This is a genomic window from Paenibacillus sp. J22R3 (assembly GCF_056269305.1).
Window position 1 is genome coordinate 467,417 of sequence record NZ_JBWDNS010000001.1, and the last position, 26,279, is coordinate 493,695.

Annotated in this window: 27 protein-coding genes; 24 read left to right on the forward strand and 3 right to left on the reverse strand. The window is 48.6% G+C overall.

Annotation, left to right across the window (positions count from 1 at the left end; genetic code table 11):
• Positions 1-4: 4 nt before the first annotated feature.
• From AC0YN4_RS02105 to AC0YN4_RS02200, 20 genes are all read left to right on the forward strand, one after another.
• Entirely contained in the window at positions 5-556 is a 552-nt protein-coding gene (locus AC0YN4_RS02105) for a dihydrofolate reductase family protein (protein WP_475834991.1), read from the forward strand.
• Positions 557-997: 441 nt separating this feature from the next.
• Positions 998-1,423, forward strand: a complete 426-nt coding sequence (locus tag AC0YN4_RS02110; RefSeq protein ID WP_475780806.1) for a DMT family transporter — start codon at positions 998-1,000, stop codon at positions 1,421-1,423.
• A gap of 34 nt (positions 1,424-1,457) precedes the next feature.
• Positions 1,458-2,153: a Crp/Fnr family transcriptional regulator gene (locus tag AC0YN4_RS02115; RefSeq protein ID WP_475834992.1), complete on the forward strand. Its 696-nt coding sequence runs from the start codon at positions 1,458-1,460 to the stop codon at positions 2,151-2,153.
• Positions 2,150-2,626 (forward strand): DMT family transporter, encoded by a 477-nt coding sequence (locus tag AC0YN4_RS02120; RefSeq protein WP_475780808.1) that lies wholly within the window; start codon positions 2,150-2,152, stop codon positions 2,624-2,626. The genes AC0YN4_RS02115 and AC0YN4_RS02120 overlap by 4 nt, the downstream gene beginning before the upstream one ends.
• A 22-nt stretch (positions 2,627-2,648) precedes the next feature.
• The gene (locus AC0YN4_RS02125; RefSeq protein ID WP_475834993.1) at positions 2,649-3,764 is read left to right on the forward strand and encodes a hypothetical protein; all 1,116 of its coding nucleotides are present in this window, start codon (positions 2,649-2,651) and stop codon (positions 3,762-3,764) included.
• A gap of 11 nt (positions 3,765-3,775) precedes the next feature.
• Entirely contained in the window at positions 3,776-4,717 is a 942-nt protein-coding gene (locus tag AC0YN4_RS02130) for a VanW family protein (RefSeq protein ID WP_475834994.1), read from the forward strand.
• 282 nt (positions 4,718-4,999) lie between these two features.
• Complete coding sequence (locus AC0YN4_RS02135) at positions 5,000-5,800, forward strand: class I SAM-dependent methyltransferase (protein ID WP_475834995.1); 801 nt, start codon at positions 5,000-5,002, stop codon at positions 5,798-5,800.
• A gap of 122 nt (positions 5,801-5,922) precedes the next feature.
• Positions 5,923-6,663, forward strand: coding sequence for an SDR family NAD(P)-dependent oxidoreductase (locus AC0YN4_RS02140; RefSeq protein ID WP_475780812.1), 741 nt, complete (start codon positions 5,923-5,925; stop codon positions 6,661-6,663).
• A gap of 275 nt (positions 6,664-6,938) precedes the next feature.
• Positions 6,939-7,865 (forward strand): LysR family transcriptional regulator, encoded by a 927-nt coding sequence (locus tag AC0YN4_RS02145; protein ID WP_475834996.1) that lies wholly within the window; start codon positions 6,939-6,941, stop codon positions 7,863-7,865.
• Positions 7,866-7,977: 112 nt separating this feature from the next.
• On the forward strand, positions 7,978-8,961 hold the full coding sequence (locus AC0YN4_RS02150) for an SLAC1 anion channel family protein (RefSeq protein WP_475780814.1): 984 nt from the start codon (positions 7,978-7,980) through the stop codon (positions 8,959-8,961).
• 30 nt (positions 8,962-8,991) lie between these two features.
• Positions 8,992-9,216, forward strand: coding sequence for a hypothetical protein (locus AC0YN4_RS02155; protein WP_475780815.1), 225 nt, complete (start codon positions 8,992-8,994; stop codon positions 9,214-9,216).
• 39 nt (positions 9,217-9,255) lie between these two features.
• Complete coding sequence (locus AC0YN4_RS02160) at positions 9,256-10,155, forward strand: hypothetical protein (protein ID WP_475834997.1); 900 nt, start codon at positions 9,256-9,258, stop codon at positions 10,153-10,155.
• A gap of 12 nt (positions 10,156-10,167) precedes the next feature.
• Positions 10,168-10,851: a DUF7002 family protein gene (locus tag AC0YN4_RS02165; protein ID WP_475834998.1), complete on the forward strand. Its 684-nt coding sequence runs from the start codon at positions 10,168-10,170 to the stop codon at positions 10,849-10,851.
• A gap of 97 nt (positions 10,852-10,948) precedes the next feature.
• Complete coding sequence (locus AC0YN4_RS02170; RefSeq protein ID WP_475834999.1) at positions 10,949-11,542, forward strand: GNAT family N-acetyltransferase; 594 nt, start codon at positions 10,949-10,951, stop codon at positions 11,540-11,542.
• 211 nt (positions 11,543-11,753) lie between these two features.
• A complete protein-coding gene (locus AC0YN4_RS02175; protein WP_475780819.1) occupies positions 11,754-12,161 on the forward strand; it encodes a hypothetical protein in 408 nt (135 codons plus the stop codon).
• Complete coding sequence (locus AC0YN4_RS02180) at positions 12,158-12,352, forward strand: hypothetical protein (protein ID WP_475835000.1); 195 nt, start codon at positions 12,158-12,160, stop codon at positions 12,350-12,352. The genes AC0YN4_RS02175 and AC0YN4_RS02180 overlap by 4 nt, the downstream gene beginning before the upstream one ends.
• A 30-nt stretch (positions 12,353-12,382) precedes the next feature.
• On the forward strand, positions 12,383-13,114 hold the full coding sequence (locus AC0YN4_RS02185) for a glycosyltransferase family 2 protein (RefSeq protein WP_475780821.1): 732 nt from the start codon (positions 12,383-12,385) through the stop codon (positions 13,112-13,114).
• Entirely contained in the window at positions 13,104-14,234 is a 1,131-nt protein-coding gene (locus tag AC0YN4_RS02190; protein ID WP_475835001.1) for a glycosyltransferase, read from the forward strand. Before AC0YN4_RS02185 ends, AC0YN4_RS02190 begins: the two co-directional genes overlap by 11 nt.
• Before the next feature lie 27 nt (positions 14,235-14,261).
• Positions 14,262-15,335, forward strand: a complete 1,074-nt coding sequence (locus AC0YN4_RS02195; protein WP_475835002.1) for a polysaccharide pyruvyl transferase family protein — start codon at positions 14,262-14,264, stop codon at positions 15,333-15,335.
• 143 nt (positions 15,336-15,478) lie between these two features.
• Positions 15,479-15,907 (forward strand): organic hydroperoxide resistance protein, encoded by a 429-nt coding sequence (locus AC0YN4_RS02200; RefSeq protein ID WP_475780824.1) that lies wholly within the window; start codon positions 15,479-15,481, stop codon positions 15,905-15,907.
• Between the two features lie 69 nt (positions 15,908-15,976).
• On the opposite strand, the gene AC0YN4_RS02205 is transcribed toward AC0YN4_RS02200, so the two are convergent.
• Positions 15,977-16,747, reverse strand: a complete 771-nt coding sequence (locus AC0YN4_RS02205; protein WP_475780825.1) for a hypothetical protein — start codon at positions 16,745-16,747, stop codon at positions 15,977-15,979.
• A gap of 337 nt (positions 16,748-17,084) precedes the next feature.
• Here AC0YN4_RS02205 and AC0YN4_RS02210 point away from each other — a divergent pair, with 337 nt between their 5' ends.
• The 3 genes from AC0YN4_RS02210 (at position 17,085) to rpiA (ending at position 21,769) form a co-directional block, all read left to right on the forward strand.
• Entirely contained in the window at positions 17,085-18,023 is a 939-nt protein-coding gene (locus tag AC0YN4_RS02210; RefSeq protein ID WP_475835003.1) for a DUF5060 domain-containing protein, read from the forward strand.
• Positions 17,972-20,935, forward strand: a complete 2,964-nt coding sequence (locus AC0YN4_RS02215; RefSeq protein WP_475835004.1) for a fibronectin type III domain-containing protein — start codon at positions 17,972-17,974, stop codon at positions 20,933-20,935. The genes AC0YN4_RS02210 and AC0YN4_RS02215 overlap by 52 nt, the downstream gene beginning before the upstream one ends.
• Positions 20,936-21,091: 156 nt before the next feature.
• The gene (gene rpiA, locus AC0YN4_RS02220; protein ID WP_475780827.1) at positions 21,092-21,769 is read left to right on the forward strand and encodes a ribose-5-phosphate isomerase RpiA; all 678 of its coding nucleotides are present in this window, start codon (positions 21,092-21,094) and stop codon (positions 21,767-21,769) included.
• Between the two features lie 76 nt (positions 21,770-21,845).
• Here the strand turns inward: rpiA and AC0YN4_RS02225 are convergent, their stop codons facing one another.
• Both AC0YN4_RS02225 and AC0YN4_RS02230 read right to left on the reverse strand, forming a co-directional pair.
• The gene (locus AC0YN4_RS02225) at positions 21,846-22,916 is read right to left on the reverse strand and encodes a lactonase family protein (RefSeq protein WP_475835005.1); all 1,071 of its coding nucleotides are present in this window, start codon (positions 22,914-22,916) and stop codon (positions 21,846-21,848) included.
• Between the two features lie 93 nt (positions 22,917-23,009).
• Positions 23,010-23,879 carry a helix-turn-helix domain-containing protein gene (locus AC0YN4_RS02230; protein ID WP_475835006.1) on the reverse strand — a complete coding sequence of 290 codons (870 nt, stop codon included), beginning with the start codon at positions 23,877-23,879 and terminating at the stop codon, positions 23,010-23,012.
• A gap of 133 nt (positions 23,880-24,012) precedes the next feature.
• Here AC0YN4_RS02230 and AC0YN4_RS02235 point away from each other — a divergent pair, with 133 nt between their 5' ends.
• A complete protein-coding gene (locus AC0YN4_RS02235) occupies positions 24,013-26,262 on the forward strand; it encodes an FAD-dependent oxidoreductase (protein WP_475835007.1) in 2,250 nt (749 codons plus the stop codon).
• Positions 26,263-26,279: the final 17 nt, after the last annotated feature.

The window sequence follows — 26,279 nt, forward strand, 5'->3', positions numbered from 1 at the left end:
AGCTTTGAAACGTAAAATTATTTTGGACCTAGCAGTTACTTTAGATGGATTTATAGAAGGGGCAAATGGGGAAGTTGATTGGTGCATAATGGACCCTGAGATGGGCTTTACGGATTTCTTAAATCAAATCGATACGATTTTTTATGGTAGAAAAAGTTACGATTTATGGGGCCAGTATGCGCCGGAGAATGAACAAAGTGAAGCTGATAAAGCGATGTGGGAGCTTGTCCATAGCAAAGAGAAATATGTGTTTTCTAAGACACAGTCTCGTACTGACAACAAAGCAACTTACATTAACAGCAATATTCTTGAAGAGGTTAACAAATTAAAGAATCAGCCCGGCAAAGACATCTGGCTGTATGGAGGAGCTAATCTAATTACGACTTTTATCCATTCTGGTCTTGTCGATGAGTTTAGATTATCCGTTCACCCTGTTGTATTGGGAGCAGGTACTCCGATGTTTAATGAGATTAAGCAAAGGTTGAACCTAAAATTAGTGCGTACAAGGACGTTCTCATCCGGGGTTGTGCAATTAGTCTATATTCTCGAAGTGTAGGCGTCTGTACCCGAAACATTTGATCCCCTCCAAACACCCAATCCAATGCACGAGCCGGGACATAACATACAAGGTACGTTAAACCCAGGAGGTGCATTTCATTGTCCGGTCATGTAGGTGGAGCTTTTACTAGCGCGGGAGTTATTCTGGTGCTATTTATCCTTCTAGTCATTGTAATCTGTGGTTGCATGGGAAGTGGCTTAGGAGGATATGGTGGCGGTCCTTCATACCCAGTTGTTGGCGGAGTAAACAAAGGGTATTAATAAATATTCACATATCGTTACGAGAAGGTGTCCCAGTCATTCATAATGACTGTTGGACGCCTTTTTGGCGTCTGGTAGTAAATTAACCGATCTACACATTTGGGACATATGTCCTTTTCAGAATCATCCGCTCGGCGTTAAATAAGGAGAGCATGATGGTTGAGGAGGAAGGTAAGGGATGAAAGGAATACTACTCGCTGTATTAGGCGGCATATTTATAACCCTGCAAAGTACAGCAAATGCAGTGATCGGGGATCAGATTGGAACATGGCAGGCTGCAGCTCTTACGCAAGGAACAGGGTTTGCGGCGGCTATGCTCATTGTATGGCTAACAGGAGATCGATCGTGGAGGAATCTAAAACGAGTGAAGCTGCATTATCGTTTCGGCGGAGCGCTTGCAGCCTTCATTATATACAGCAATATTACAGCATTCCACCACAATGGAGCTGCGGTCACGGTGTCGGCGATGTTAATTGCTCAGATTCTCGCGACGCTCGGGATGGAGAAGGCCGGATGGTTCGGAAATCTGGAGCTTCGCCTGCGAACACCTCAATGGATCGGCATTATGCTCATGATAACAGGCATCTTATGTTTATCCTTCTAAGCGGCCAGACTAGCTAATAGGAAGAGGTGCGGGAATGAAGGAATTGGATGCTGATCATATCGAAAACTACCTTACTCACTATGCGCTCGACAGGGTTTTCCCGAATGCGTTGAGACAGCATTTGGTGTTGTACCGGTTTGATCCAGAGGAAGCCCTTTGTAAACAGGGCGAGGTACCGGAACATATATTTATGCTCGTTCACGGAAAAGTAAAGGTGTATACGACGTCAACGGAAGGGAATACATTGCTGCTTGGCTTTACTACACCGCTTGATGTCCTTGGAGAAATTGAATGTCTGAGCGGGAAGAACATTCTCAATACGGTAACGGCTGTAACGACGGTGGAGGCGATCGGCTTTCATAAACGCTGGCTTCCACTCTACCGGGAAGAAGTAGCGTTCCTGCAGTTCATGTTGAAAATGATTTCGGAGAAATTTTATACCAAATCGGAAGCGCTGAGTTTTAATCTGCTCTATCCGGTCGAAATTCGGCTTGCCAGTTACTTGCTCTCGGTGTCGACACCGTTAAATCCTAAGGTCAGTACGGCGAATTTAAGAGATATGGCGAACCTGATCGGAACCAGCTATCGTCATCTGAATCGGGTCATTCTGAACTTCTGTCGCCTGCAGCTGCTGGAGCGAAGTCGCGGGAAGCTGGTGATTAGAGATCGATTAGGACTCGAAGCCGCGGCCGGACGAAATATATACGAGAATGGTGATCGGAGGGAATGATTTTGTTTGTAGGCATTTTATTAGCATTAATAGCGGGGATGCTTGTCAGCGTGCAAACCTTGTTCAATAACAAAGTGAGTGCTGCTGTTTACTCTCATACGACTACTGCGCTTGTGCTGGGGATGGGATTTATGGCATCGGTTGGCATGGGTTTGGCGGTTGAAGGCGCGGAATTTCTGCACTGGCACGCGATGCCGAGCTGGTTCTGGTTCAGCGGGTTAATCGGAATCGGCGTTGTCACTTGCGTCGTCAAGGGCGTTAACCTTATTGGCCCAAGCGCTGCGACTGCGATCGTAATGGCTTCACAAATGGTTTGCGCGGTATGGTGGGACTCTGCGGGATGGTTCGGACTAGAGGAAGTACCTTTCACTTGGCAACAAGCAATCGGCATTACTGCACTGATTGCCGGACTTATTTTATTCAAATTCAACCCTAATTTTTCCATGCATCGTTTCTCTTCCTTTAAGAGATAGTGTTAATTAGGAGGAAGAAGACATGCTGAAAGGTAAGGGAATTCATCGATTGTTCCTGATTGGTATCGCCTTATTGATGTTGTTTAGCGATACCGAGCAGGCTTGTGCACGAACAGGAGAGCTATCTTCTGTTCAGCTAGTCGTCAAATCATCGCCGGATGCAGCCTTGGTATCCACGATGTTAATTGATTCTGAGAAGTGGGTCGACGCGATTACAGAAGGCATAACCCTACAAGCTGCATATGTCCCGATTTCAGATACATACTTAATGGTTGATGATAAAAGCTACAGTATTGACCAGTCCTACCACTTGTACGACGTAGAGAACTCGAGGACAATTCAACTTCGAGGAGATATGCAACGATTGCTTAAAGCCCAAATCATGGAACTGAAATTAAAGCATTATGGTCAATTGTTATCGTGGCCCGAAGCCAAGCAAATCATCACGATGAAAGCGATATTCACCGTCGTTGATCTGGAAACCGGGCTGCGGTTTGAGGTTCAGCGAAGAGCGGGAAGTACGCATGCTGACGTTCAGCCGTTAACGAAGCATGACACAGCCATGATGAAGCAGATTTATCAAGGAAAATGGAGCTGGAGAAGAAGGGCCATTCTTGTATTGAAAGACGACCAAGCGATTGCCGCTTCCATGCACGGCATGCCGCATGGGGGAGATGGTATCCCGGATAACGACTTTAACGGGCATTTCTGCATTCATTTCCTGGGGAGCAGCACGCACAAAACCGGGAGCGTCGATCCCGATCACCAGACGATGGTTCATAAAGCAGCCGGCAAGCTCCAACAATATTTGCAGCAAACTTCGCCAAAGGACGTTGTGGAGCTGTACTTTATCGCGATCAATCAGCGGGATCCCGAAGTCATGACGATGCTTTTCCCGTACCGCAACCATGAGCAATTGGAGCGCTTGAAGCAGGCGGCAGCCGGCATTATTGCCATCCGTAGAGAGTCTGATTACGCGAATATCGAAACTTCTGATCTGCTCGCGATCGATTTACCGGTCAGAGCGGTGATTTACCGGGATGGATTTCGTAAAACGGAGAAATCGTTTGTATTTCAAATGCGCAGAACAACGGTCTGGCAAGCTTGGAAAATCGATTATGTGGAGAACGCCTTATGAAGTGGCTCTTAATGACAAGTATAGTGTGCATGCTCCAGCCGAGCGGAAGCACAAGCACGGAGCATTTATCCGTGTCACTTCGGGGGCAGTCTTCCGTCGTCATCTACCGCGATGATTATGCATCACCAGGTTTCACGATGGTGGATTTGGACAAGTTGGACCAACTAATTAAGAAGCTGGATCGTCAAAGCTATGAGTCACCTCGAAACGCAGCGATTAATGATCGAGGGGGAATTACGCCCGAACAGTATGGACATCGCCTCGATCAGAAGCTGTTTACCGAGAAATTTTATGCGTTCTTCTATGGTACCGGTACATTCGCATTCGATGCACCGCTTGCCACCGTCTATCCGCGAGTTGACCGCGAGCTGCTCGCGGATATTAAGCAAAAGCCAATCGGCCAGTATGCTACTTATTACAACAGCCGTAACAAGAACCGTTCGCATAACATCGTACTGGCGGCAAAAGCGATAAACAATACAGTCATTTTCCCAGGGGAGACGTTTTCTTTCAACAAAGTCGTTGGCAGGCGAACGAGAGAAAAGGGATATCTGGAAGCACCGGTCATCGTCAGAGGCGAATTATCGGAAGGCATCGGCGGCGGGATTTGCCAGGTCTCATCCACGCTGTTTAATGCAACTGACCGCGCCGGACTGCATATCGTCCAGCGCTACTCTCACAGCCGAAACGTACCGTATGTAAGGCCGGGGCGCGATGCGACGGTCAGCTGGGACGGCCCTGATTTTGCTTTCCAGAATCGCTATAACCAGCCGATCCTTATTCGTGCTCAGGCGGTTCCGGGCAAATTATTCGTGGCCGTCTATTCCTCCGATGTCATCGAGTTCAAACCGCGCAGCGTGCCCGGCATGTCTTTCGGACATCTGCCGGAGGAAATCTCAGCATCCGCAGAAGAGAAGGAATGGCTTGATCCGTATATGGACTGGATTCGATGATGCTGATGCTGTAATTCATAATAACCGGAGGACTCTCAAGGTATGAGAGTTCTCCGGTTATTTGTGTAAGTGTTTAACCTACGCTCATCCGCAACTTTCTATGGGAATTTCCGTCAAATATATGTAAGAAAATAGAAAATTAGTCGGGATGTGGCTGTACTCAAGGAATGGATCTTACTTTCGCTAGGCTTAGTATTACCGGGTAGTCCGCTGCTAACGAATACGCATGCGAATGCTTCACCTGCGTTGTCTGATTAATTGATAGAGAGGGGCAATTTATCCATGACTGATTATACAGAAAGTAACCGCGCACATTGGAACGCACGTACTGCAGTCAATGCCATTAGAAACGATGTAGAGGGATTCAAAGCAGGCAAAACCTCCTTAGGTCCAATTGAACTCGAGGAGCTAGGCGACGTGTCGGGGAAGTCGTTGCTGCATCTCCAATGTCACTTTGGTTTGGATACGCTGTCCTGGGCACGTCTTGGTGCGCAGGTTACCGGGGTGGACTTCTCCGAGGATGCGATATCACTCGCAGAGCGTTTAACTGAGGAAACAGGGCTTGATGCACGGTTTCTCTGCACGGACATCTACGAGTTGCCTCAAATACTCAACGAACAATTTGATATCGTATATACAACTGGAGGCGTATTGTTTTGGCTATCTGATCTGGATAGGTGGGCGAAGATCGTAGCTCAGTTTCTTAAACCTGGCGGCGTCTTTTACCTGCAGGAGGAGCATCCGTTTCTCAATGTCTATGATGACTCTCCCGGTGTGACGGATTTACGCACCGTTTACCCTTACTTTCATACGGAGCAACCTATTCAGATCGAGGGTCTCATGCCATACTCTGACCCAGCGGTAAACCAGAGGAGCGTCGAATTTGTCTGGAGCTTCAGTTTCAGTGATATTCTAAACGCATTAATCGCCGCTGGACTGCGTTTGGATTATCTGCATGAGTTCTCTCACAGTTCGAACAAACGATTCCCGTTCATGTCGCAGGGCGGAGACGGGGGGTGGCGATGGAACGACTCCGACAACCATATTCCTCTCACGTTCTCACTGCAGGCCACCAAGGGATAATGGAGATCCAATGAATAATCGAGGAAGTTCATAACAATATTATAGATTGCAGGAAAGAACGACTACAGGAGGGGAATGAAATTAATTACCAAGCATCAAAGGGTATTCTTGACAAGAAGGTTGTGCTTATCACAGGTACCGGGGGAGGCATGGGGCGCGTCGCTTCAATGGTTTTTGCGCGAGAAGGCGCAAAGGTGGTCGGATGCGATATCCAGACCGAAGCCAATAACGAGACGGTCGAGATGGTACGTCAAGCCGGCGGAGAGATGACGGGCATCGCACCGATCAATCTTACTGAACCTGAACAAGTGCAACGCCTCGTCGAGGATGCCGTGGCCGCATATGGCGGGCTCGACGTGGTATACAACAACGCGGCCATGCAGCGTTTCGGGCCAATGCCTGAGTTCTCAATCGAAGATTGGCGAACGACCATAACCGGCGAGCTTGACATCCCTTTCTTCGTATCCAAGTTTGCATGGCCACACTTGGTCCGGCGTGGTGGCGGCGTCATCATTAATGTGGGGTCCGTTGCCGGTATGATCGCCGGTGAGACTCCTCCGATGGTCGCGCATTGTGCAGCGAAAGCAGGCGTCATCGGTTTGACACGACAGTTAGCTCTCGAAGGCGCAAAGCATGGAATCCGCGCAGTAACCATTAGCTCCGGGCCTGTCTTGACCCCAGCGAGTGATCGCGACCTTGGAGACAATCAAGCAGCTCGCGACGCAATTACTAGCAAAACGCTCCTGAAGCGCTTCGGTCAACCTGAGGAGATCGTCGAGCTCGCTGCCTTTCTCGCGTCTGACCGAGCGGCTTACATAACAGGTGCCAATTACGCGGTCGACGGCGGCGCGTCCGCTTGGTAAGCTAGCTGACAGCGTCCCAAAGTTCAAACCATGATGGCTGCCAGTTGGAGCTCCCTTAGAAGTAAACAGGTGAAAGATGAACAACCTGTTGCTGTCTGGGGAGCTTTTTTATATTCACCCAGGATGATCTATCATAGATATAAACTATCATAGTCATAGTTAAGACTACATTGATCTATGAGGAAGCATTCCGTTATAGTGGGTTCAAAGTGATTCATAACCAATGAGAATATGCGGAATAGTAAGCATGAAAATGTAGAAAGAAGGCCGTAAATATGGAGTTAAGACAGTTGGAGTACTTCATTGCAACCTGTGAGGAATTACACTTTACCAAAGCTTCCGTCAAGCTGGGGATCACCCAGCCTTCTTTAAGTCATCAAATCAAAGCACTCGAAGACGAGATTGGCGTCCCGTTATTCGACCGAATCGGCAAGAAAATTGCGATCACCGATGCCGGGATGATTCTGTATAAGCAGAGCAAGCTAGCATTCGGCAATCTAGCCAATGCCAAAGAACAAATTCAAGAGCTGCAGCAAATTGAGCGAGGCACTTTATCAATCGGTGCACTTCCAGGCGAGCTAAACCAATTAGTCTCGAACTTATTGCTTGATTTCCATCACGAATATCCCAAGGTTCGACTCAAAATCTTCGGTGTCGAGGATGTGGTACACCGCATCTTGCAGAACGAATTGGATTTGGCAATTACGATTCTGCCGGTCGAGGACGAACGCGTGCAAGCAATCCCCCTGTACAGCGAGAAATTTTATTTTGTTGCAACAGCGCAGCATCCTTATGCGGGCCGTACAGCAATTGATTTTGACGAAATTCTGAATGTGCCGATTGTGATGTTTCCGGAAACCCATCGATGCCGCCAGCTCGTTGATATGACATGCACCATCGCTGGATTAAAGCTGAATCCCTTGATCGAAACGACAACCATTGAATCGTTATTCGGACTCGTTCGTTCGGGTGCAGGCGGCACGGTATTATCGAAGACGTTGCTTGAAATGTACAATTACGATGATTTACTAGCTATTCCGGTTCAGAAACCTACCTTGTGCAGAGAGGTAGGAGTCGTGTATCTCCGCGATAAATATATGGGGAAAGCTGCGCGTGGATTTATTGAACTGTTGACTTCACATATAAAGAGTCTGAAGCAAGACAAGCTAATGGAGGGCTGTGACAGTGAGGAATCATCATAGTTACAATCTATCATTATCATAGAAACAACGATATTGATCTATCATTTCGAATTTCATACAATGAGGCAACAGGATAGTTAGTCACATGAAACGAAGGAAGTGATGATCACTCATGCAAACCATGACTGACGTACCGCAGCAAAAAGGCATCGGTTCAGTTCAATTTTTACCTGTTAGTTTATTCGCGTCAGTTATGGGCATTTCAGGTCTGTCATTGGCTTGGAGACAAGCAAGTAAGCTCTTTGGCAGCTCTCTGGTTATTGCGGATAGCATTGGCATTGTTGCTATTCTACTATTTGTCGCATTAAGTACAGGATATCTCTCGAAATGGATCTTGTATCCGCATAAGGTTAAAGCTGAATTCATGCATCCGGTATCCGGGAATTTCTTCGGAACGATCACAATATCCTTGTTGTTGCTGTCCACTGTTATTGGCAATTTTAGTCAAGCAGGCGGGCAGGTCATTTGGATTATCGGCACGATATTGACGTTAGCACTTTGCGTTGTCATCGTTGCGCGTTTATTGAATGGGAATCACGAGCATGGTCATGTTGTTCCGCCTTGGTTGATTCCGGGGGTAGGAACGATTGATATTGCAGTTGCCGGCGGGACGATGCCTTTCCCATGGGCATATGAAATTAATCTGTTGTCACTTGCAATTGGCGGATTTGTCGCTTTGATATTCCTGACTTTGATCTTATCCAGATTAATTCATCATGCTCCACTGCCAGCAGGGTTAGTGCCTTCCATGATTATCATGATTGCGCCGTTTGAGGTCGGATTTCTGGGCTATACAAACATCCAACAGAAGATTGATCCGTTTGCCTCTATATTGTTTTACTTTGGTCTGTTCTTATTCATTGTCTTATTCTTCAAAGTGTTTCGAAAGTCGAACCCTTTTAGCGCTTCTTGGTGGGCAATTAGTTTCCCGATAGCTGCTCTGAGCAATGCGGCTTTGAAATATGCCTTATTTGTAGATTCCTGGCTGTTAATTGGCATCTCTGCAGTTGTATTGGCGTTTCTAAGCATAGTATTGATTGTTCTGTTTATCCGAACGATCAACCTGTTATTTAATGGGAATCTGCTTAAGGGATAGTTTCACTACAACAAGAAAGGATGGATAACGATGCTGTGGACTACACTTCAATTTGATGTCGAATTTGATAATGCGATGCTCTTCGGTCAATATGTGATGGTCGTAAGCGATAAGAAAACCTCAGGTGGGGGATTATTAGAAGGGTATGATGAGAATAACGTCCGGATAAATGGCAAGTCGTATTCTCGAACGCAAGCTACGTTCATTCAGATGCCTCCTCCTGAGATGCAAATTGATTTTGCACAGGAATCTTAATAAATAAGCGATAGGCCGGCTTCGGAGAGGAGAAGAACCATGTCTTGGAATATAATGAAATCCATAGGATTTGTATCGGCTTATTTATTAATCATTGTTATGCTGGTAGGATCTGTATGTCTTCAGCAAAGGGATATTCTGTTCCCGGAAATTGCCGGGATGGCCATGGGTGTCATGGTATTACCGGTGCCGCATTGGATCAAGAAGCCTGTCCATTTGTGGTTGTCCCCGACACTGGGTGCCTTTATTGGAACTTCGATGAATCATTTATCAATGTCCCCTCTTATGAAAATTTGGTTAGGACTTGTCCTAATTGTCATACTCATGCATGTATTTCGCATCAATTTCGGACCCACTATACCTGCTGCATTGCTACCGATTTATCTGGGTCTTACTGATTATACATTTGCGATTTCAACTGCTGTCTTCACGTTTGTCATCATGCTAGCTGCTTGGAGAATGAGCAAACCGGACAAGCAGTCCAGCGTGCCGATCAAGTTTCGTAAGAAGACAGATACGATACTAATAACCTTGATATTAGCCATTTGGATTGGCATGGCATTTGCTACAAATCTTGAAGTTTTAGTGGTTCCGCCAGTTTTTGCTCTTATTTTCGAGCAGTTCCATGCGAAGGATTTTTCTTGGAAATTGATTCCACAGCGTTTAGCGGTACTAACGATTACGGCTGCGCTTGCTGTTGTCCTCTATCACTTGTTGGATGGCTCGATCATCTGGGTTGGGGTCATTAATGTGTTGATTACTTTCATTCTTTGTAAACTTTTCAAAGCTCCTGTACCTGTAGCGTTTGGAGTCTCGTTGATGCCGCTTATCGTACCGGCTTGGGGTTCATGGTGGTTCCCGGTTGGTGTCTTTGTCACAACGGGTACATTGATGTGTATTTCTGCAGCCTATCGGCAACTCAGAAGAAGATCGGACTAGAGGTATCAAGCGATGAACGACTCCATTGTTCGTAAAATAACGAAAAGTTCCAAACGAAAATCGTTATATCATTTCACGAGAGTCCGAAATTTGCCATCGATTGCGCATTTGAATGCTTTGTATTCGCCGAATGAAGTTGATCCCACCCTATCAGACGGACGACGGATCGCGAGAAGAGAAATTCAATATCACGGGCATACGTTGGTAGCCAATGCTCATCTTCGAATTTCGGAGCAAATGATGGATCCCGGAACAACGCTGCATCAATTTTACCACCATCTGGATCGGCATGTTTTCCTATGGCCGACGCATAGGGATTGCCTGAAAATGCTGGAGATGTATGCCAGAAGAGAACCGGAAGAAGCTTTTGCCGTCTTACAATTGGATGCTTATCTGCTCCTTCATGACTTCTACGATGCCGTTAAGCTGTCGAAGTACGATTCAGGGAGCTCGCCTCGGTATCCTAACCGCTGCTCCTATAAGAAAAGTTTGCGAATGTTTCTGCCGGCAGACCAATTCGAGGGATTTCGTGCACACGATGTTCCGATCAAGCCTTCCGAGATCCGGGAGGTCCTTGTGGAAGGGGCAGTAACGAATTTGACCCGATATTTACAGGCGATCTATTGTAAGGACGTTTCGGATATTAAAGGGGACTGGGGGAAGTATGCCCAGCCCCTCAACAATTTTATGAACTGATTGCAATTCATTAGCTCATTCTATAGATCGACGAAATCATACATGCTATTGTCTTCATAGTAGGATTTGTTTACTAGTGTGAAGGTGGTGGCTGATCATGTTAACCATATTGCCGGCGAATGAAGCGTCATGGGAAGACTTAGAGCTTGTACTTGGCCCAGTCAAATGTCACTCTGTGCGCTGCTATTGCCAACGATTCAAGATTCCTTCATCCCAGTGGAACCTGATAGACGATGATGAACGCGCTTATCTGCTGCGAATCCAGTCGGAGTGTGAGAACCCGAAATCCGGTACAACCAGTGGGCTTGTTGCTTACTTCGACAAGGAGCCTGTAGGATGGTGTGCGATCGAGCCGCGAATGGCATTTCCGAACCTGTTAAACAGCCGAATGCCTTGGACGGGACGAAACGAGGATAAGAACAATGAAGGGGTTTGGGCTATTACTTGCTTCATTGTTCGCACAGGCTATCGCAAGCGGGGGATCACTTATGAGCTGACACGAGCAGCCGTACAATTCGCAAAGCAGAGAGGCGCTCATGCTGTAGAAGGTTACGCAATGATTACCACACCGGATAAAGAAATTACTTGGGGTGAACTCCATGTCGGCAGTCGGAATGTCTTCGAGGCTGCAGGTTTCAAAGAGCTGACTAGACCAAGCAAGCGCCGTGTTGTCATGCGAATTGACTTATAGTTAAACGACTTTCAAGAAGCGATATTCGGCATTGCCCATATGATCTTACAGGGACACCCTCCAATTGGACGGGTGTTCTTCTTGTCTTGCAATGGCAATCGAACATTTCAAGCTTTACTAGTGAAATGACTCAATCGTTCTTCCTCTTAACTGTATACCCTAGTAAGGATGGAAATTAGAAGTTTCCATGGTATAGGAGGATGGAGGAGCGATGAAAATTATCGTAAACGTTAGAGAGATAAAGGAATTTTTCGATGGACTTGCTCGTCTGCTGATACCAAACGCAGCACGGCCGCCTGCAGTGGAATCTGGCGTATTCGATGCTTCAAATACGTTCATAGCTGAAATCCGTCAGGCCGTTCGAGAGGAATTGGCTTCTGCCCTGCTTGAAGAGCGCGGTAATGTCGGCTCTACCGGCTTTAACAAGCTTGGACGAGTGATTGAACCATTCATTGGCAAATCGGCTGAACTGTTAACGCCAGCCGGTACAGTCGAAGGGACAATCATGAAGGTTGGCGACGAATTTCTAGTCGTACGAGAACATGGAGGGACAAGTGTAATCGTTCCGCTGGAACAGCTGGTCACCTTTCAACTAGTTGGAAAGCAGGTGGAACGATGATGATGGAAGAGCTGCAATCGCTCGTGAACAAAGAGGTACAGGTCGCCAGTGTGTTGGAGACGATCAGCGGGACGCTTGTGTCCGTTGATGCCGTATCAGTGATGCTCCGCACATCGGAGCTTTTCGGTTATGAGAGCGGCAGCTATGCGATCATACAGCTGCGCTTCATTTCTTATATTCGGCTGTTATAACCATTGTGGAGAATGAGGGAGGAGAGGCAAGTGTCTTTTCAACGTGTGCCGGGACTCGTAAGTATTGTCACTACCGTTTATAACAAAGTTCCGTATTTGACGGATTGCTTGACGAGCCTGCTGAATCAGACCTATTCGAATTGGGAGCTCATTCTTATTGATGATGCATCCGCTGACGGGTCTTATGAATTTGTGATGAATTGGCTTAACAACAATGAGCCATCATTACGGGATGGCAAGGGGATTTGTACGCTGCGGCTCCCGCGTAATATTGGCTATGCAGGCGCTGTAACGGTTGGTATGTATTTGGCCAAAGGTGAGTTTATCGCCATCCAGGATGCAGATGATCTATCCCATCCGGACCGTCTTGCAAAGCAAGTCCGTTATATGAAAAACAATCCGCAAATCGATCTGCTCGGAACGAACTACGAGGTATTCCAGGATGGTCAGCCAGAGCGCCGTATGCCGGTGTATTGGCTGAAATATGGCGAGCAAATCGGGAAGGTCTATGCGAAAGGCGGCCATTGCATCTGCCATGGAACAGCGATGTTACGTGGATCCGTGTTCGATGAATTAGGCGGACATACAAGGCGTATTGAAGGCGCCGAGGACTATGAGTTTATAGCGAAAATAATCAAGCCGGGAGCAAGGAACGTGGACAATATGCGGGAGGTGCTGTATTACTACCGCAAGCATTCCTTGCAGCGTTCACGCAAGTATTTCGGCAAATCGCAGTCGGAGCATGGCGACTATGAGGCATAATCGTCGTCGGATTCGATTGTTAATGGTGATGGACAGTCTAGCAGTTGGCGGCACGGAAACCTATGTGCTTAGCCTGGTGAAGGCTTTTCCATCGCTCGGCGTCATACCTGTATATGCCGGCGGAACCGGCGTGATGTATGAAACCTTTGCACGTGCAGGGTGCCCAATTCATCGCGTAGAGCTTAAGGCGGAGCAACTGTTGGATCCGGAGCGGCAGGAGCAGGCAAAGCATGCACTCACGCAAATTATGCGGAGCCGAAAGATTGAAGTGGTGCATATTCACCAAACGCCGTCAGGCTTGTTTGCAGCGGAAGCGGCAAGAAAACTGGGTATCCCGGTCGTGTTCACGGTACACGGCGCTTATTATCCACCGGATCAGCTTCAGCTGATGAAGGCTGCGGGATGCACCTTCGTTTGTGTGAGTCTTCCGGTACAAGCTTATCTGGAGCGTCAGGGTATTTCGTCACAGCTGATAGCGAACGGAATTGATTTTGACCAGTATCGCTCTGAATCTTCAGCCGCACTGCGCGCCAGTCTTAGCATTCCGGAAGGCGAGAAAATTGTGGTTTACGCATCTCGTCTGGCGTGGGACAAGGCAACGGTATGCGGCATGCTTGTACGTGCTGCACGGACACTGCGCTTAGCCGAGGCTATGCCCCTGCATGTCGTTATAGCGGGTTCAGGTAATCAAGCGGCTGCCATAGCTGAACTGGCCGAAATGGTGAACCTCGAATGCAACGCGCCTTTCGTCCAGCTGGTAGGTAGCCAAATGCAAATGCGTGATTACTACAATTTAGGCGATCTTGTCGTCGGAACCGGACGCGTTGCTCTTGAGGCTATGGCTTGTGGCAAGCCTGTGCTGGCTATTGGCAATCATGGATATTTTGGCTTCGTGGAAGAGCCTGTGTTTGCCGAAGCGTGGCACTATTACTTCGGCGATCATGACTCCAAGGAGCGTCCCTCCGAACAGCGAATCGGAGAAGCGATCAGCGAGATATTCGCCTCCGCTGACAAGATGGAGGAAATGGGGCGACAAGGGCAGGCATGGGCGAGGTCGAACTTTCAAATCCGCGACAAGGCGCATCAGATGACGCAGCTGTACAATTCCTTGCTTCTGTGACTTATGGGGATGGAGTGAACATGACGAATGAGGAAAGTGTTGTATTTAGGGTGGATTGGCTTCAACAACATTGGAGATGAGTGGATGTGGGAAATGTTCCGAGATATGGCGGCGTCTCATCTTAGGGCGGAAGAGCACGTTGTTATACCTTCTCTCCCACATGTGGAATGGAAGAAAGTAAGCCAGTACGATACGATCGTTCTCGGCGGCGGATCGCTGGTCATCCCAGGGTACATCGATCTGGTGTATGAGGGCCTCGAGCTCGGAAAGACTACCGTAATCTGGGGCAGCGGCCATGACCGGCTTCATAAATGGGTACCCTCGCAGGATACAGAGCTGAAGCCGGAGCCAATCGATGAAACGAAACAGTATCGCCAGAGGCTGAAGGCCGTTATGGAGCAAAGTGTCTATTGCGGGATTCGAGGACCATGGACTAGAGAATATATCGAATCGCTAGGTGCGTTATCGCATAATATTACGATCAGCGGGGACTCCGCAATGCTGATGAATGCGCTGAATCCGGTGACGGTGCCGGAACCAGTCGGAAGCGTACAACAACAGCATCGCACGATCGGCATCAATTGGGGCACCTCCTATAACCGGATTTACGGCGGCGACGAGGTACAAGTGGAGGACGCGCTTGCACAAGCATGCCGCTCCTTGCTGGCACTCGGATACAACCTTCATCTGTATTCGGTTTGGGGGCCAGACCAAGAAGCATTGGCAAGGCTGTACAGCAAGCTTGGTCAAGATGAGCGCGTTACGTATGATCCCAAGGTATATGCTGCAGGGGATTACGTGCAGTTGCTTAGCGGATTCGAAGCGACGATTAACCTCAAGCTGCATGCCAATCTGTTATCGGCGGCAGCGAACGTCCCGTTCGTGTGTATCGGTTACCGATTCAAGAGCTTCGATCTGATGCATGGCCTAGACTTAGCCGAATGGATTATTCCTACGGATGATGTGCAACTAGCGGATAAACTGACGGAAAAAGTCCAGGCTGCAGCAGCTTGGCGAGACGGCTATATCAGCAAGCTTGAGCGGGGACGCAAGACTGCTTATCAATCGCTCGTTACACCTTTCAGAGAAGGATTATTCTAACGGGAAGAGATTGTCCGAGTGAAAGGGGACAGTCTCTTTTTTCGTGGGGAAGGGCTTATTTGCTTGAACGCACAGTCATTATTATAAATGGATAAGCTTCGCACAAAATGTATAAAATAACCCAGTCAAAAGGAGGTGTTAATATGGTTACATTGGAAAAGAAATTGTACACGGCTACAGTAAATGTTGAAGGTGGAAGAGAAGGCAAAGCGGTTTCCAGCGATGGCAATCTTAATTTGGACTTGAGATATCCAAAGGAATTAGGAGGCCCCGGTGACGGAGTCAATCCAGAGCAGCTGTTCGCTGCAGGATTCGCCGCTTGCTTCGAAGGCGCGATGGGGACGATCATTCGCAAAAAAGGCGTTAAAACGGAAGGGATCTCCATCGTTTCAAATGTTACGCTCGGTAAGGATGCAAACGACGGCTATGTACTTGCCGTTCATTTCGACATTACGGTAAAAGGCATAGATATTAGTGTGGCTCAGGAAATCGTCGATGAGGCTCATAAGGTTTGCCCTTATGCCAGAGCTACGCAAGGCAATATCGAAGTTATCTCGCATGTGATTGGCTGACTTTAGCTTATAAGAACAGAAAGCGGCGGGCCTCTATGGTCCGCCGCTTTGTGCTTTACGTCTTACATCCTAGAATTGCTGTTGATTGCTGCCGTATCCCATCGTGGATTGCGGACTCGACGAAAATCCGTGACGATTAATAACCGGTCCTTGGTTTGAGAAACCGGCATTATCCAGCACAGGCGTATTACTTGCATGGCTTACATACTGTGTTGCGCCATAACCATTGTTAGCGTTCGCGCCGTAGCCGCCTTGGTTTTGCATGTTTTGTGCTTGATAGCCGCCAAAGTGAGCAATCACGGGTTGCGATTGATTCATGTAGTTCGTCGATGCTTGGTATGGCTGCGGTTGTGGAGTGTTATGGGCTTGGTAGCCGCCAAAATGCGAGATGACCGGTTGTTGTGATTCCGAGTAGTTAGAGCTGCCGCCAACATGAGAAAGCACCGGCTGCGATTGGTTCATGTAGTTATAGTTTGTCGAAGCTTGGTAAGGCTGCGATTGGTGTGTATGTTGCGCTTGATAGCCGCCGAAATGCGAAATGACCGGTTGTTGTGATTCCGAGTAGTTAGAGCTGCCGCCAAAATGCGAAAGCACCGGCTGCGAGTAGTTGTTAGCAGAGAACGAATTCATCGAGGAAGACTGGCCATATCCGTTGTTTTGTGCCGAGTATCCGAGCTGGGAAATCACCGGACCAACGTTGGATTGCGCGGAAATCGAGCCTGGTTGTCTTGCATTGTCTTGGTAGTGAGATTGCACATAACCCGAGGGTTGGTACGAGTTCGATTGTTGACTAATCCCAGACATGTTTCCGTTATAGCCCTGCAGTCCGAATTGGTTCATTAAAGTGTTGTCCTCCTAGAATTCGTGGATTTGGCTCAAGAAAGTTAAATTACGTGCTTCAGCCCTCTAAAGCCTCCTATAGTGTTTCAGAATCGGTTTGTTTTTATGATTGTTAGGAAATGGAAAGTTGTTCTTACGTTTATTACGGTCATTGTACCGTTCCACAGGTTAAAAGGTGCACTTTGAAGGGTTGACCGAACAAGGCATCTGGAAGAAAAATGAAATAGAGCAGTTGGAAGCACAACCTGCGAAAATTAGGAAGGAGGGAATATTGATACCTTTTCTAAGAACGTTTTCATGTTTGCAGCCCAGTCATTCGAATTTAGGAGGAGATTGAATGAGGACAGGTAAAGCAACGAGAACAACGAGAACCGGTTTATCGGTATTATTAAGTTTGATTCTGGCATTTGGCGGTTTGTTAGCACTGCCGGTCAGCGTGTCTGCGGCGACAACGATTTCCAATATTACGCTGAATACGACGACACCAGCCATGTATGACAAATTTGAGATCAAATTTGATCTTAGCGCGACATATTCGAATCCATTTAACCCTGATGAGGTTGATGCCAGAGCTTATGTGACTACACCTTCGGGTCAGACGGAGATGGTACCTGCATTCTATCTATCTAATTCTTCTCCCAAATGGGCAATTCGTTATGCACCACGTCAAACAGGGACGCACTCTGTCTACTTGAAGGTGGCGGATGGCAACGGCACAGGGCAGTCATCAAACTATACGTTTACAGCCGGAGGTCCGGGGAATAACAGAGGTTTCATGGGGATTAGCGGGAATCGTTTCATCGACAGTGCGGGCAAACAGCTGACATTGATTGGTACGAATTACGCATGGGGAGCTCCGAGTGAGATTTTGGCCGCTATGCCTCAGTATAGTGCTGCTAAGATGAATCTGATGCGTGTATGGTACAGCGTCTGGTGGGGGAACTATGCGCCAGAATGGGGACCGACCGTAACAACGCAAAATGGAATTACAATGAGCTATGACGGCGTTGGCAAATATCAATTGGAGAATCAAGCGCGGCTGGATACATTGATGGATACGGCATCAGCCAATGGCATTTATGTGATGCTTACGATGAACAGCTTCGGTGATTTCTACTACGATTGGCAGCAGAACGCTTATAATACGGCCACGGACCGTCCTCTTGGTCGGAAAACAACACGGATTTCTGGACGAATGCAACTGCCATTGCCTATCAGAAGAAATTGCTGCGCTATGTTTTTGCCAGATGGGGCTACAGTCGCGGGCTTGGCATGATGGAGTACTGGAATGAATCGGACAATCGCGTCGATACGAATGCAACAACACGAGCATCGTGGCATGCTTCCGTGGATAATTACTGGAAAAGCCTCGATTTCTACGATCGTCCGACGACGACAAGCTTTGCTTGGAAGGATCATCAAGAATTCAATCAATCGACCTGGGAAACGTTGACGACCATGGATACAACGAACTTCCACTTATACGAAAGCACCCCGGCTGTAATCGATAAATGGGAAACCGAATTGAAGCATTTCCTTGCTGACTTCGGGAATCGCCCTGCATTTGTTGGGGAGTATGGCATCAGCGGCGGCGGTGAAGATCCGAATGACGCTTCGGTTCAGCGTTATGTGCATGATGGCCTGTGGGCACCGATCTTCCGAGCCGGAGCTGCGGGCGGAAATTTATTCTGGGAATTCGCAGGGGCGGCAGGCTTTAATGTTCCGGCCAATATCAAAGCATTACACACGGCACTTGCGAACTTCGTGCAGCCCGAGGAAGCATATCTCGTCACGATGCCTTTCACGGATTACGGCGCACAATCCAACCAAACTAAAGTTGGCGGGTACAAAAATGCCGATCGTGCACTGCTCTGGATCAATGATACGACGGCCAACTATACTGTGAGCAGTCCGAGAACGGTGAGCAGTATGTCGTTTTCACTCTCGGGTATGAACAATGGGACGTATGATGTCACTTACTTTAACACCGTCACAGGTACGAATGTGTCGACAACGACAGCGACGGCTACCGGCGGCAGCCTGACATTCTCGTCAATCCCGTCCTTTACTCGTGATATCGCAGTGAAAGCAGTACGTCAAGGCAGCGGAACTCCGGATACGCAGGCACCGACTTCACCGACGGGTGTGACTTCGCCTTCGAAGACGAGTACGACCGTTTCCTTGTCTTGGAGTGCTTCAACCGATAACGTTGGCGTTACAGGTTATGATGTCTATCGCGGTAGTACGCTCATCGGATCAACAGTCGGTGCAGGTGCTACATCCTTCACGGCGACGGGTCTGACAGCCAATACGGCATACAGTTTCACGGTAAAAGCGAAGGATGCTGCCGGCAATATCTCCTCGGCCAGCAATGCTCTGAATGTCACCACGAACGCACCGGATACACAAGCGCCAACCACTCCTACAGGTTTGTCTTCGCCATCAAAGTCGGATGTTACTGTCAGCTTGCAGTGGACGGCATCGACCGACAACGTAGGCGTCACCGCCTATGATGTCTATCGTGGCAACACGCTTGCAGGTTCAACAAGCGGTACGGCAACCAGTTTTACCGATACAGGTTTAACTGCTTCGACAGCTTACACCTACACAGTGAAGGCTCGGGATGCGGCAGGGAATATTTCGGCCGCAAGCAGCTTGGTCAATGTGACGACGCTTGCTCCGATCCCGACTAATATGCTGCTTAATCCGGGTTTTGAACAGGACGATGGTAACGGAAAGCCGAACTTGTGGACCATGGAGCAAAACTACTACGTTTTCCGAGATACGAGCGTGAAACGAAGCGGCTCTGCATCGATGAAAGTAACCGGTACGTCCGGCCCATGGTTCGGCATCTATCAAGATGTGAACGCGCTGGCAGGTACAGCCTATACGTTCGACGGATACGTCAATATGGCATCCAATACGACAACAAGCCTAGACGTTAAGCTGCAATTCTTGAACAGCTCCAATGCCCTGATCTCCGAGTCAACCGTGGCATCGTATGCAAGCGGGGCGACTACCTCCGGTTTCGTTAATATACATGGTTCGTATACTGCACCTTCAGGCACAGTTAAAGTTCGCGTGTACACGTATATGAAAGACATGCGAGGAACGATTTATTTTGACGACTTCAACTTGACCGGTGGCAGCGGTGGCGGAGGAACGGACACACAAGCGCCAACGGCACCTGCGGGCTTAACGTCGCCGTCGAAGACCAGCTCGAGTGTCTCGTTATCATGGACGGCATCAACGGACAATGTCGGTGTCGCGGGTTATGATGTTTATCGCGGCAGCGCCTTGGCAGGCTCGACAACCGGGGCGACAACGTTCACGGACAGCGCTCTGTCAGCGAACACGTCGTACAGCTACACGGTGAAAGCGAAGGATGCAGCAGGCAATGTATCCGCCGCAAGCAGTGCGCTGAATGTAACGACGAATGCCGCGCCGGATACGCAAGCGCCAACGGCACCGGCGGGCTTAACGTCGCCGTCGAAGACCAGCTCGAGTGTCTCGCTATCATGGACGGCATCAACGGACAATGTCGGTGTCACGGGTTATGATGTTTATCGAGGCAGCACCTTGGCAGGTTCGACAACCGGAGCGACAACGTTCACGGATAGCGGTCTGACAGCGAACACGTCGTACAGCTACACGGTGAAAGCGAAGGATGCAGCAGGCAATGTATCCTCCGCAAGCAGCTCATTGAATGTAACGACGAATGCCACAAGTGGAACGAATCTGCTTGTGAACGCCGGCTTCGAAACCGACAACGGCTCAGGCAAACCGGCAACATGGACGATCGAGCAGGATTACTACGCTTCGCTGAATACATCGGTCAAGAGATCCGGCTCATCGTCTCTGAGGATTGACGGTACTACGGGGCCGTGGTTTGGTTGGTATCAGGATGTGAATGCGATAGCCGGAACAGCCTATACGTTCGACGGCTACGTCAATGTGGCTTCCAATAACAACAGTACGCTTCAAATTAAGGTGCAATTCATTGATGCAAGCGGAACGGTACTAGCAGATAACGTTGCTGCTGCGTATACGGGAACGGCGACGACCTCCGGTTTTGTTCATGTGCATGGGACATATACTGCGCCTGCAGGCACATGGAAAGTTCGAGTATACACGTATTTCAAAGACATGCGGGGCACGTTTTATTTTGACGATTACTCACTCACTTAATAGGGTATGAAAAGCAACTGCCCGAAGCCTGACTTCGGGCAGTTGTTCTTCTGGCAGAATAATAAGGCGCAAACCTTACTCCTCCTGGTTAAGCTTTCACTTTTACGTTAATAAGTGGTATGATCTCTGATAAACAATTATCCGAGGTGGGATAACATGGATATTACGATCCGAGAGTCAAAGAGAGTAGCTGCAGAACGAGCGGCGGCGTACATACAAGCCGGTATGATTGTTGGATTAGGCACGGGGTCCACTGCCTATTGGGCGATTCAGAAGATCGGCAAGGAAGTCAAAGATGGACTAAGCATTCAAGCGGTTGCGACTTCCATTGAATCGGAGAATTTAGCAAAGGAATTAGGAATTCCGATTCTTTCTATTGCCGAAGTCGATTCCATTGATCTGACAATTGATGGAGCTGACGAGGTCGACGATGGCTGGAATCTTATTAAAGGTGGTGGCGGTGCGCTGCTGCGCGAAAAGATTATAGCTTCAGCCAGTAAGGAACTAATCATTATTGTTGATGAAAGTAAACAAGTAAGCCAGCTGGGTAAATTTCCTTTGCCGGTTGAGATCGTTCAATTCGGATATGAGCTAACCCGGAAACGATTGGGTAAGCTTGGTTGCGTTCCACAGCTGCGGATGAGCGAAGATAAACCTTTTATTACCGATAACGGGAATTATATTGTGGATTGTCAATTTGAGACTATCGTCCAACCCCACGAGCTGCATACCACGATTAATATGATACCCGGTGTTGTAGATAATGGCCTGTTTATAAAGCTTGCAACGAAAGTGATCGTTGGATACAACGATGGATCGGTGAATGAACTATGATTTATAGCTTTATTGTTTAAATAAAAAAGTTCTTGTCAGAAACCAATGACAAGAACTTTTATTGTTTAACCAAACGCTAGTCGATTTCAGCAAAACGTATGCATACAGGCTTGGATACGTGAAGCTCGCTGCCGGTTGGTAGCAGCTTGCCCGATTCGGCATCGCGGCTGAACGTCACGATATGGTTGCCATCCCGATTCGCCACAAGTGCGAACCGTCCGTCCGGCGACAGCGCGAAATTTCGCGGGTGTCCGCCAAGCGTAGGTGCATATTCAATCGGTTCAATCCGGCCGTCGGCCGGGTTGACGCGGAAGACGGCCAGGCTGTCATGCCCGCGATTGGAGCCGTATAAGAACTTTCCATCCGGCGACAGGTGAATGTCCGCACAAGCATTGTCGCCTGTGAACGATTCTGGCAGCGTGGAAATGGTCTGAACGACGCTGAGTCGTCCTATAGCGGCATCGTACGAATAGACCGTGATCGTGCTGTTTAATTCATTGATCCCGTAACCAAATGGCAGCTCCGGATGAAAGACGAAATGACGCGGCCCCGATCCGGGCGTGATGGATTGCTGACTGCGAAGGAGCATGCGCGTGTTTGGCAAATCCAATTCATAGACAAACAAAGTATCAAGGCCGAGATCGGATACGACGGCATAACGGCCTGCGTTGTCGACGATAACCGAATGGGCTCTGGCCTGTGTTTGTGCCGGATGAACGCTGGAACCTTCATGCTGGTGCATGTCGATTGTCTGACCGATTCGGCCATCCTCGAGAATGGGCGAGAGGCTGATCATGCCGCCATGATAGCTCGCTGTCATAGCAAATCGACGCGTCGCATCAAGTGAAATATGGCATGTTGTAGCTGGAAGCGTAATTTCTTCGTTGACGCGAAGCATGCTCCCATCGGTAGGGTCGAACCGGTATGCGGCAGCTGATCCGCATTTTCGGCCATCCGAATCCTTGCCTTCCATGATCGTATAGAGCATACGATTCGTACCGTTAGGTACGAGGAATGTCGGATTTTGCAGGCCATCCGCTTGACCAATCAACGTTAGAGCGCCAGTTTCTTTGTCATATGTGCAAGCGTAAATGCCGGGTTCGTTCGCGTTTGCATAAGAGCCGATAAAAGCAAATGTCGATGCCATAGTCAAGCAAACCTCCATGTCTTGGAAAATAATCGTTCTAAGCTGACATTTTACCATTATTCGCGGGAAAAGGCACTCGCGGAACGTTTTAAGCTACACCCGATGTGTTTTCCGGTAAAAGGAGGGGGTCATGCCGCGCTTTTGCCGGAATACACGACTTAAATAAAAGCCGTTTTCGTACCCGCACCGGGAAGCGATTTTGTCGATGCTGAGTTCAGTTTCCTCAAGCAGCCGACAAGCTCGGGAGAGCCGTAGTTCCGTTACGAACTCAGATGGCGTAACTCCATAAGCGGTGCGGAAGCGACGGGTCAGCTGAACCGGTGAAAGCTTCAGTGAATGCGCCAGGTTCCGCATGTTTAGTGGTGCGTAAGCATGGGCCGTCATGAGCTGATGTGCCTGCTGAAGCTCCGGGGGAATGTCAGTATGGTCAGGATTCAGATCATTTCCACGCTCCAACGCCACCAGTCGCAGCAGGTCGTTCAATAAATGCTGCTTATTCGCTTGTGCGATCTGGTTCCGTTCCGGAGCTAGTTTTTTTAAATAAAGCAAATCGGACAGCAAACGCACTTCATCTGCTATGCTGATTTTCCCTCTTAACTGGAGCTCCTCCCCGAACTCGGACTCTGGAATCCTTACTGTATCCGTATTAGAAGCGGTGTCTGTATCCATGTCCATATCCATATCCATGTCCGAATTGGTCTCGGGTTCTTCTTCCCAACTGAAATGGAGAAAGTGAAAGTTAAGTGTGCTGATCGTCCGTCGATGAAACCAAGTATTCGGCGGACAGATCACCAAGTCACCAAAACCGGCTTCCCCCTCATGATCATTGATCGAGAATAAAAATTTGCCTTCTTGAGCGGCGAACAACGTCCAGTATGGATAAATATCACGGTCGAGTGCAAAACGTTCTTTGCGTTCCCAATATACATGTGAAACTAACTTTGCATAATAATCGAATTTCATCCGCGCTTCCACCTTTGAAATGCTAGTGAAATAAAGTATATCAATTCTCGTAATACAATGCATGTTATTTAAAATGAGGATCTTTTAAGATGAAACTAAAGATATTCATTTTCGAATAAGGAGTGCATGGGATATGAGAAATGAGGTCGTGGCGACGGAGATAACGGTTATCGGCGGCGGACTGGCGGGGGTATGTGCGGCTATCGCCGCAGCTCGGCAGGGAAGAACGGTTTCGCTGGTTCAAAACAGGCCCGTGCTTGGCGGTAATTCCAGCAGCGAGGTGAGGGTATGGGTTTGTGGCGCAACTGCGCACGGAAACCATCGCTATGCAAGGGAGACCGGTATTATGGGCGAGCTGTTCATTGAGAACCAGTACCGTAACATGGATGGAAACCCGTATTTTTGGGATTTGGTCGTCATGGAGAAGGTACGGGCCGAGCCCAATATCCGCTTATTTCTCAACACGGATGTGCATGAAGTAGAGGCCAGCGGTGACGAGGACGACAGGAAGATTCATTCCGTAACGGGCTGGATGATGGGATCAGAACGAAAGATTCGCTTTGAAAGCGATGTGTTTCTGGATTGCTCGGGTGACGGACTGGTTGGCTTTCTGGCTGGAGCTAAGTATCGCGTCGGCCGTGAGTCGAAGGAAGAATACAACGAGGATTGGGCGCCTGAAGTGGCAGACGACATTACACTCGGCAGCACGCTTCTGTTCTATACCAAGGATGCGGGCCATCCCGTGAAGTACATCCCGCCTACTTTTGCCAAAGACATTACGCAAACGACGATTCCGATGAAACGCGTCATTCGCAGCGGCGATAACGGTTGTGCCTATTGGTGGATTGAATGGGGCGGAGAGTCCGACACCGTTCATGATAACGAACTGATTCGTGACGAGCTGTGGGCAGCTATTTATGGCATTTGGGACTATATCAAGAACTCAGGCCAGTTTGATGCCGATAACATGACGCTGGAATGGGTCGGCTCTATCCCAGGAAAACGGGAGTATCGCCGATTTGTCGGCGATCATGTACTCAATCAGAACGATATCGTGGCGCAGCGTGAATTCGAAGACCGCATTGCTTTTGGAGGCTGGTCCATCGATCTGCATCCGCCGCAAGGGATGTATTCGACGGAAAGCGGATCTAAGCACCTTCATACGGACGGCATCTATCATATTCCGTTTCGCTCGCTGTATTCCGTGAACGTCAATAACCTCCTCATGGCCGGCCGCGATATCAGTGCCTCGCATGTCGCGTTCGGGACGACGCGCGTAATGGCAACTTGTGCTGTCATCGGTGAAGCCGCGGGTACCGGGGCCGCATTATGCGTAGAGAAGGGAATTTCACCACGCGAACTGCATAATAGCCATCTGCGCGAATTGCAGCAAACGATGCTCAAGCAGGATGCCTCGATCATCGGCTTGCGCAACGAAGATCCGAACGATCTGGCGCTTCGAGCGACCGTCAAAGCATCGAGTACGTTGACGAGACTTGCGGTGGAAACGCCGGTAGAAGCTTATCCCCTTAAGTCAGATATCGGCTTACTGCTGCCAGCAGACCCGGACATTGACGGCATTGAGGTGTTGGTAGATGCTGCAGAAGCAGCGACGCTTACAGTCGAGCTTTGGAATACGGGTCGTGGCGAGAATTACGTCCCGCATACGCTGCAGACTTCTACATCTGCGCAAGTTAGCAAAGGTGATAGGCAATGGGTAAAGCTGAATTTGCAATGGAAACCGGCTGCACCACAAAATGCCTTTCTCATCATTAAAGCCGTCGAGCCTATTTCGGTGCACTTGTCCAATCAGCTACAAACGGGATTGCTTACATTTATCAATGGAGCGAAGCCAGCTGTCTCCACAGATCTCGAGAACCATCAGCGATCGCAGCCAGTCATGCAATGGAGCATGAATCCGTTTGTGCGCAAACCACTCTGTTTCCGTCTGTTATCCGGGACAAATGCATTCTCCCCTGAGAGAGCTGTCGATGGTTTCGCTCGTCCGTTTGCAGGTCCTCATCTGTGGTCGTCCGTCGCCATGGGGGAAAACTCGTCAGAGTGGTTGGAGCTGAGTTGGGAGAAGCACGTGAATGTTCGTTCGGTCCACGTTACGTTCAATGACGACGTTAACGAGGACTTGATCAACCTCCACCATCACCGTACCCCGTTTGCAATCATGCCGGAGCTGATTCAAAATTATGCCGTTGAGGTCTACGCGAACGGCAAATGGACGGCTGTGGCTGAAGGACAAAACAATCATCAACGCAAGCGTATTCATACACTGGATGAGGCTGTAACCGCAGATAGGATCCGTATCGTGGCTTATTCAACTAACGGAAGCCGGCGTGCCGAAATTGTCGAAGTCAGGGTGTACGAATAGGTTATAGGCGATACAAG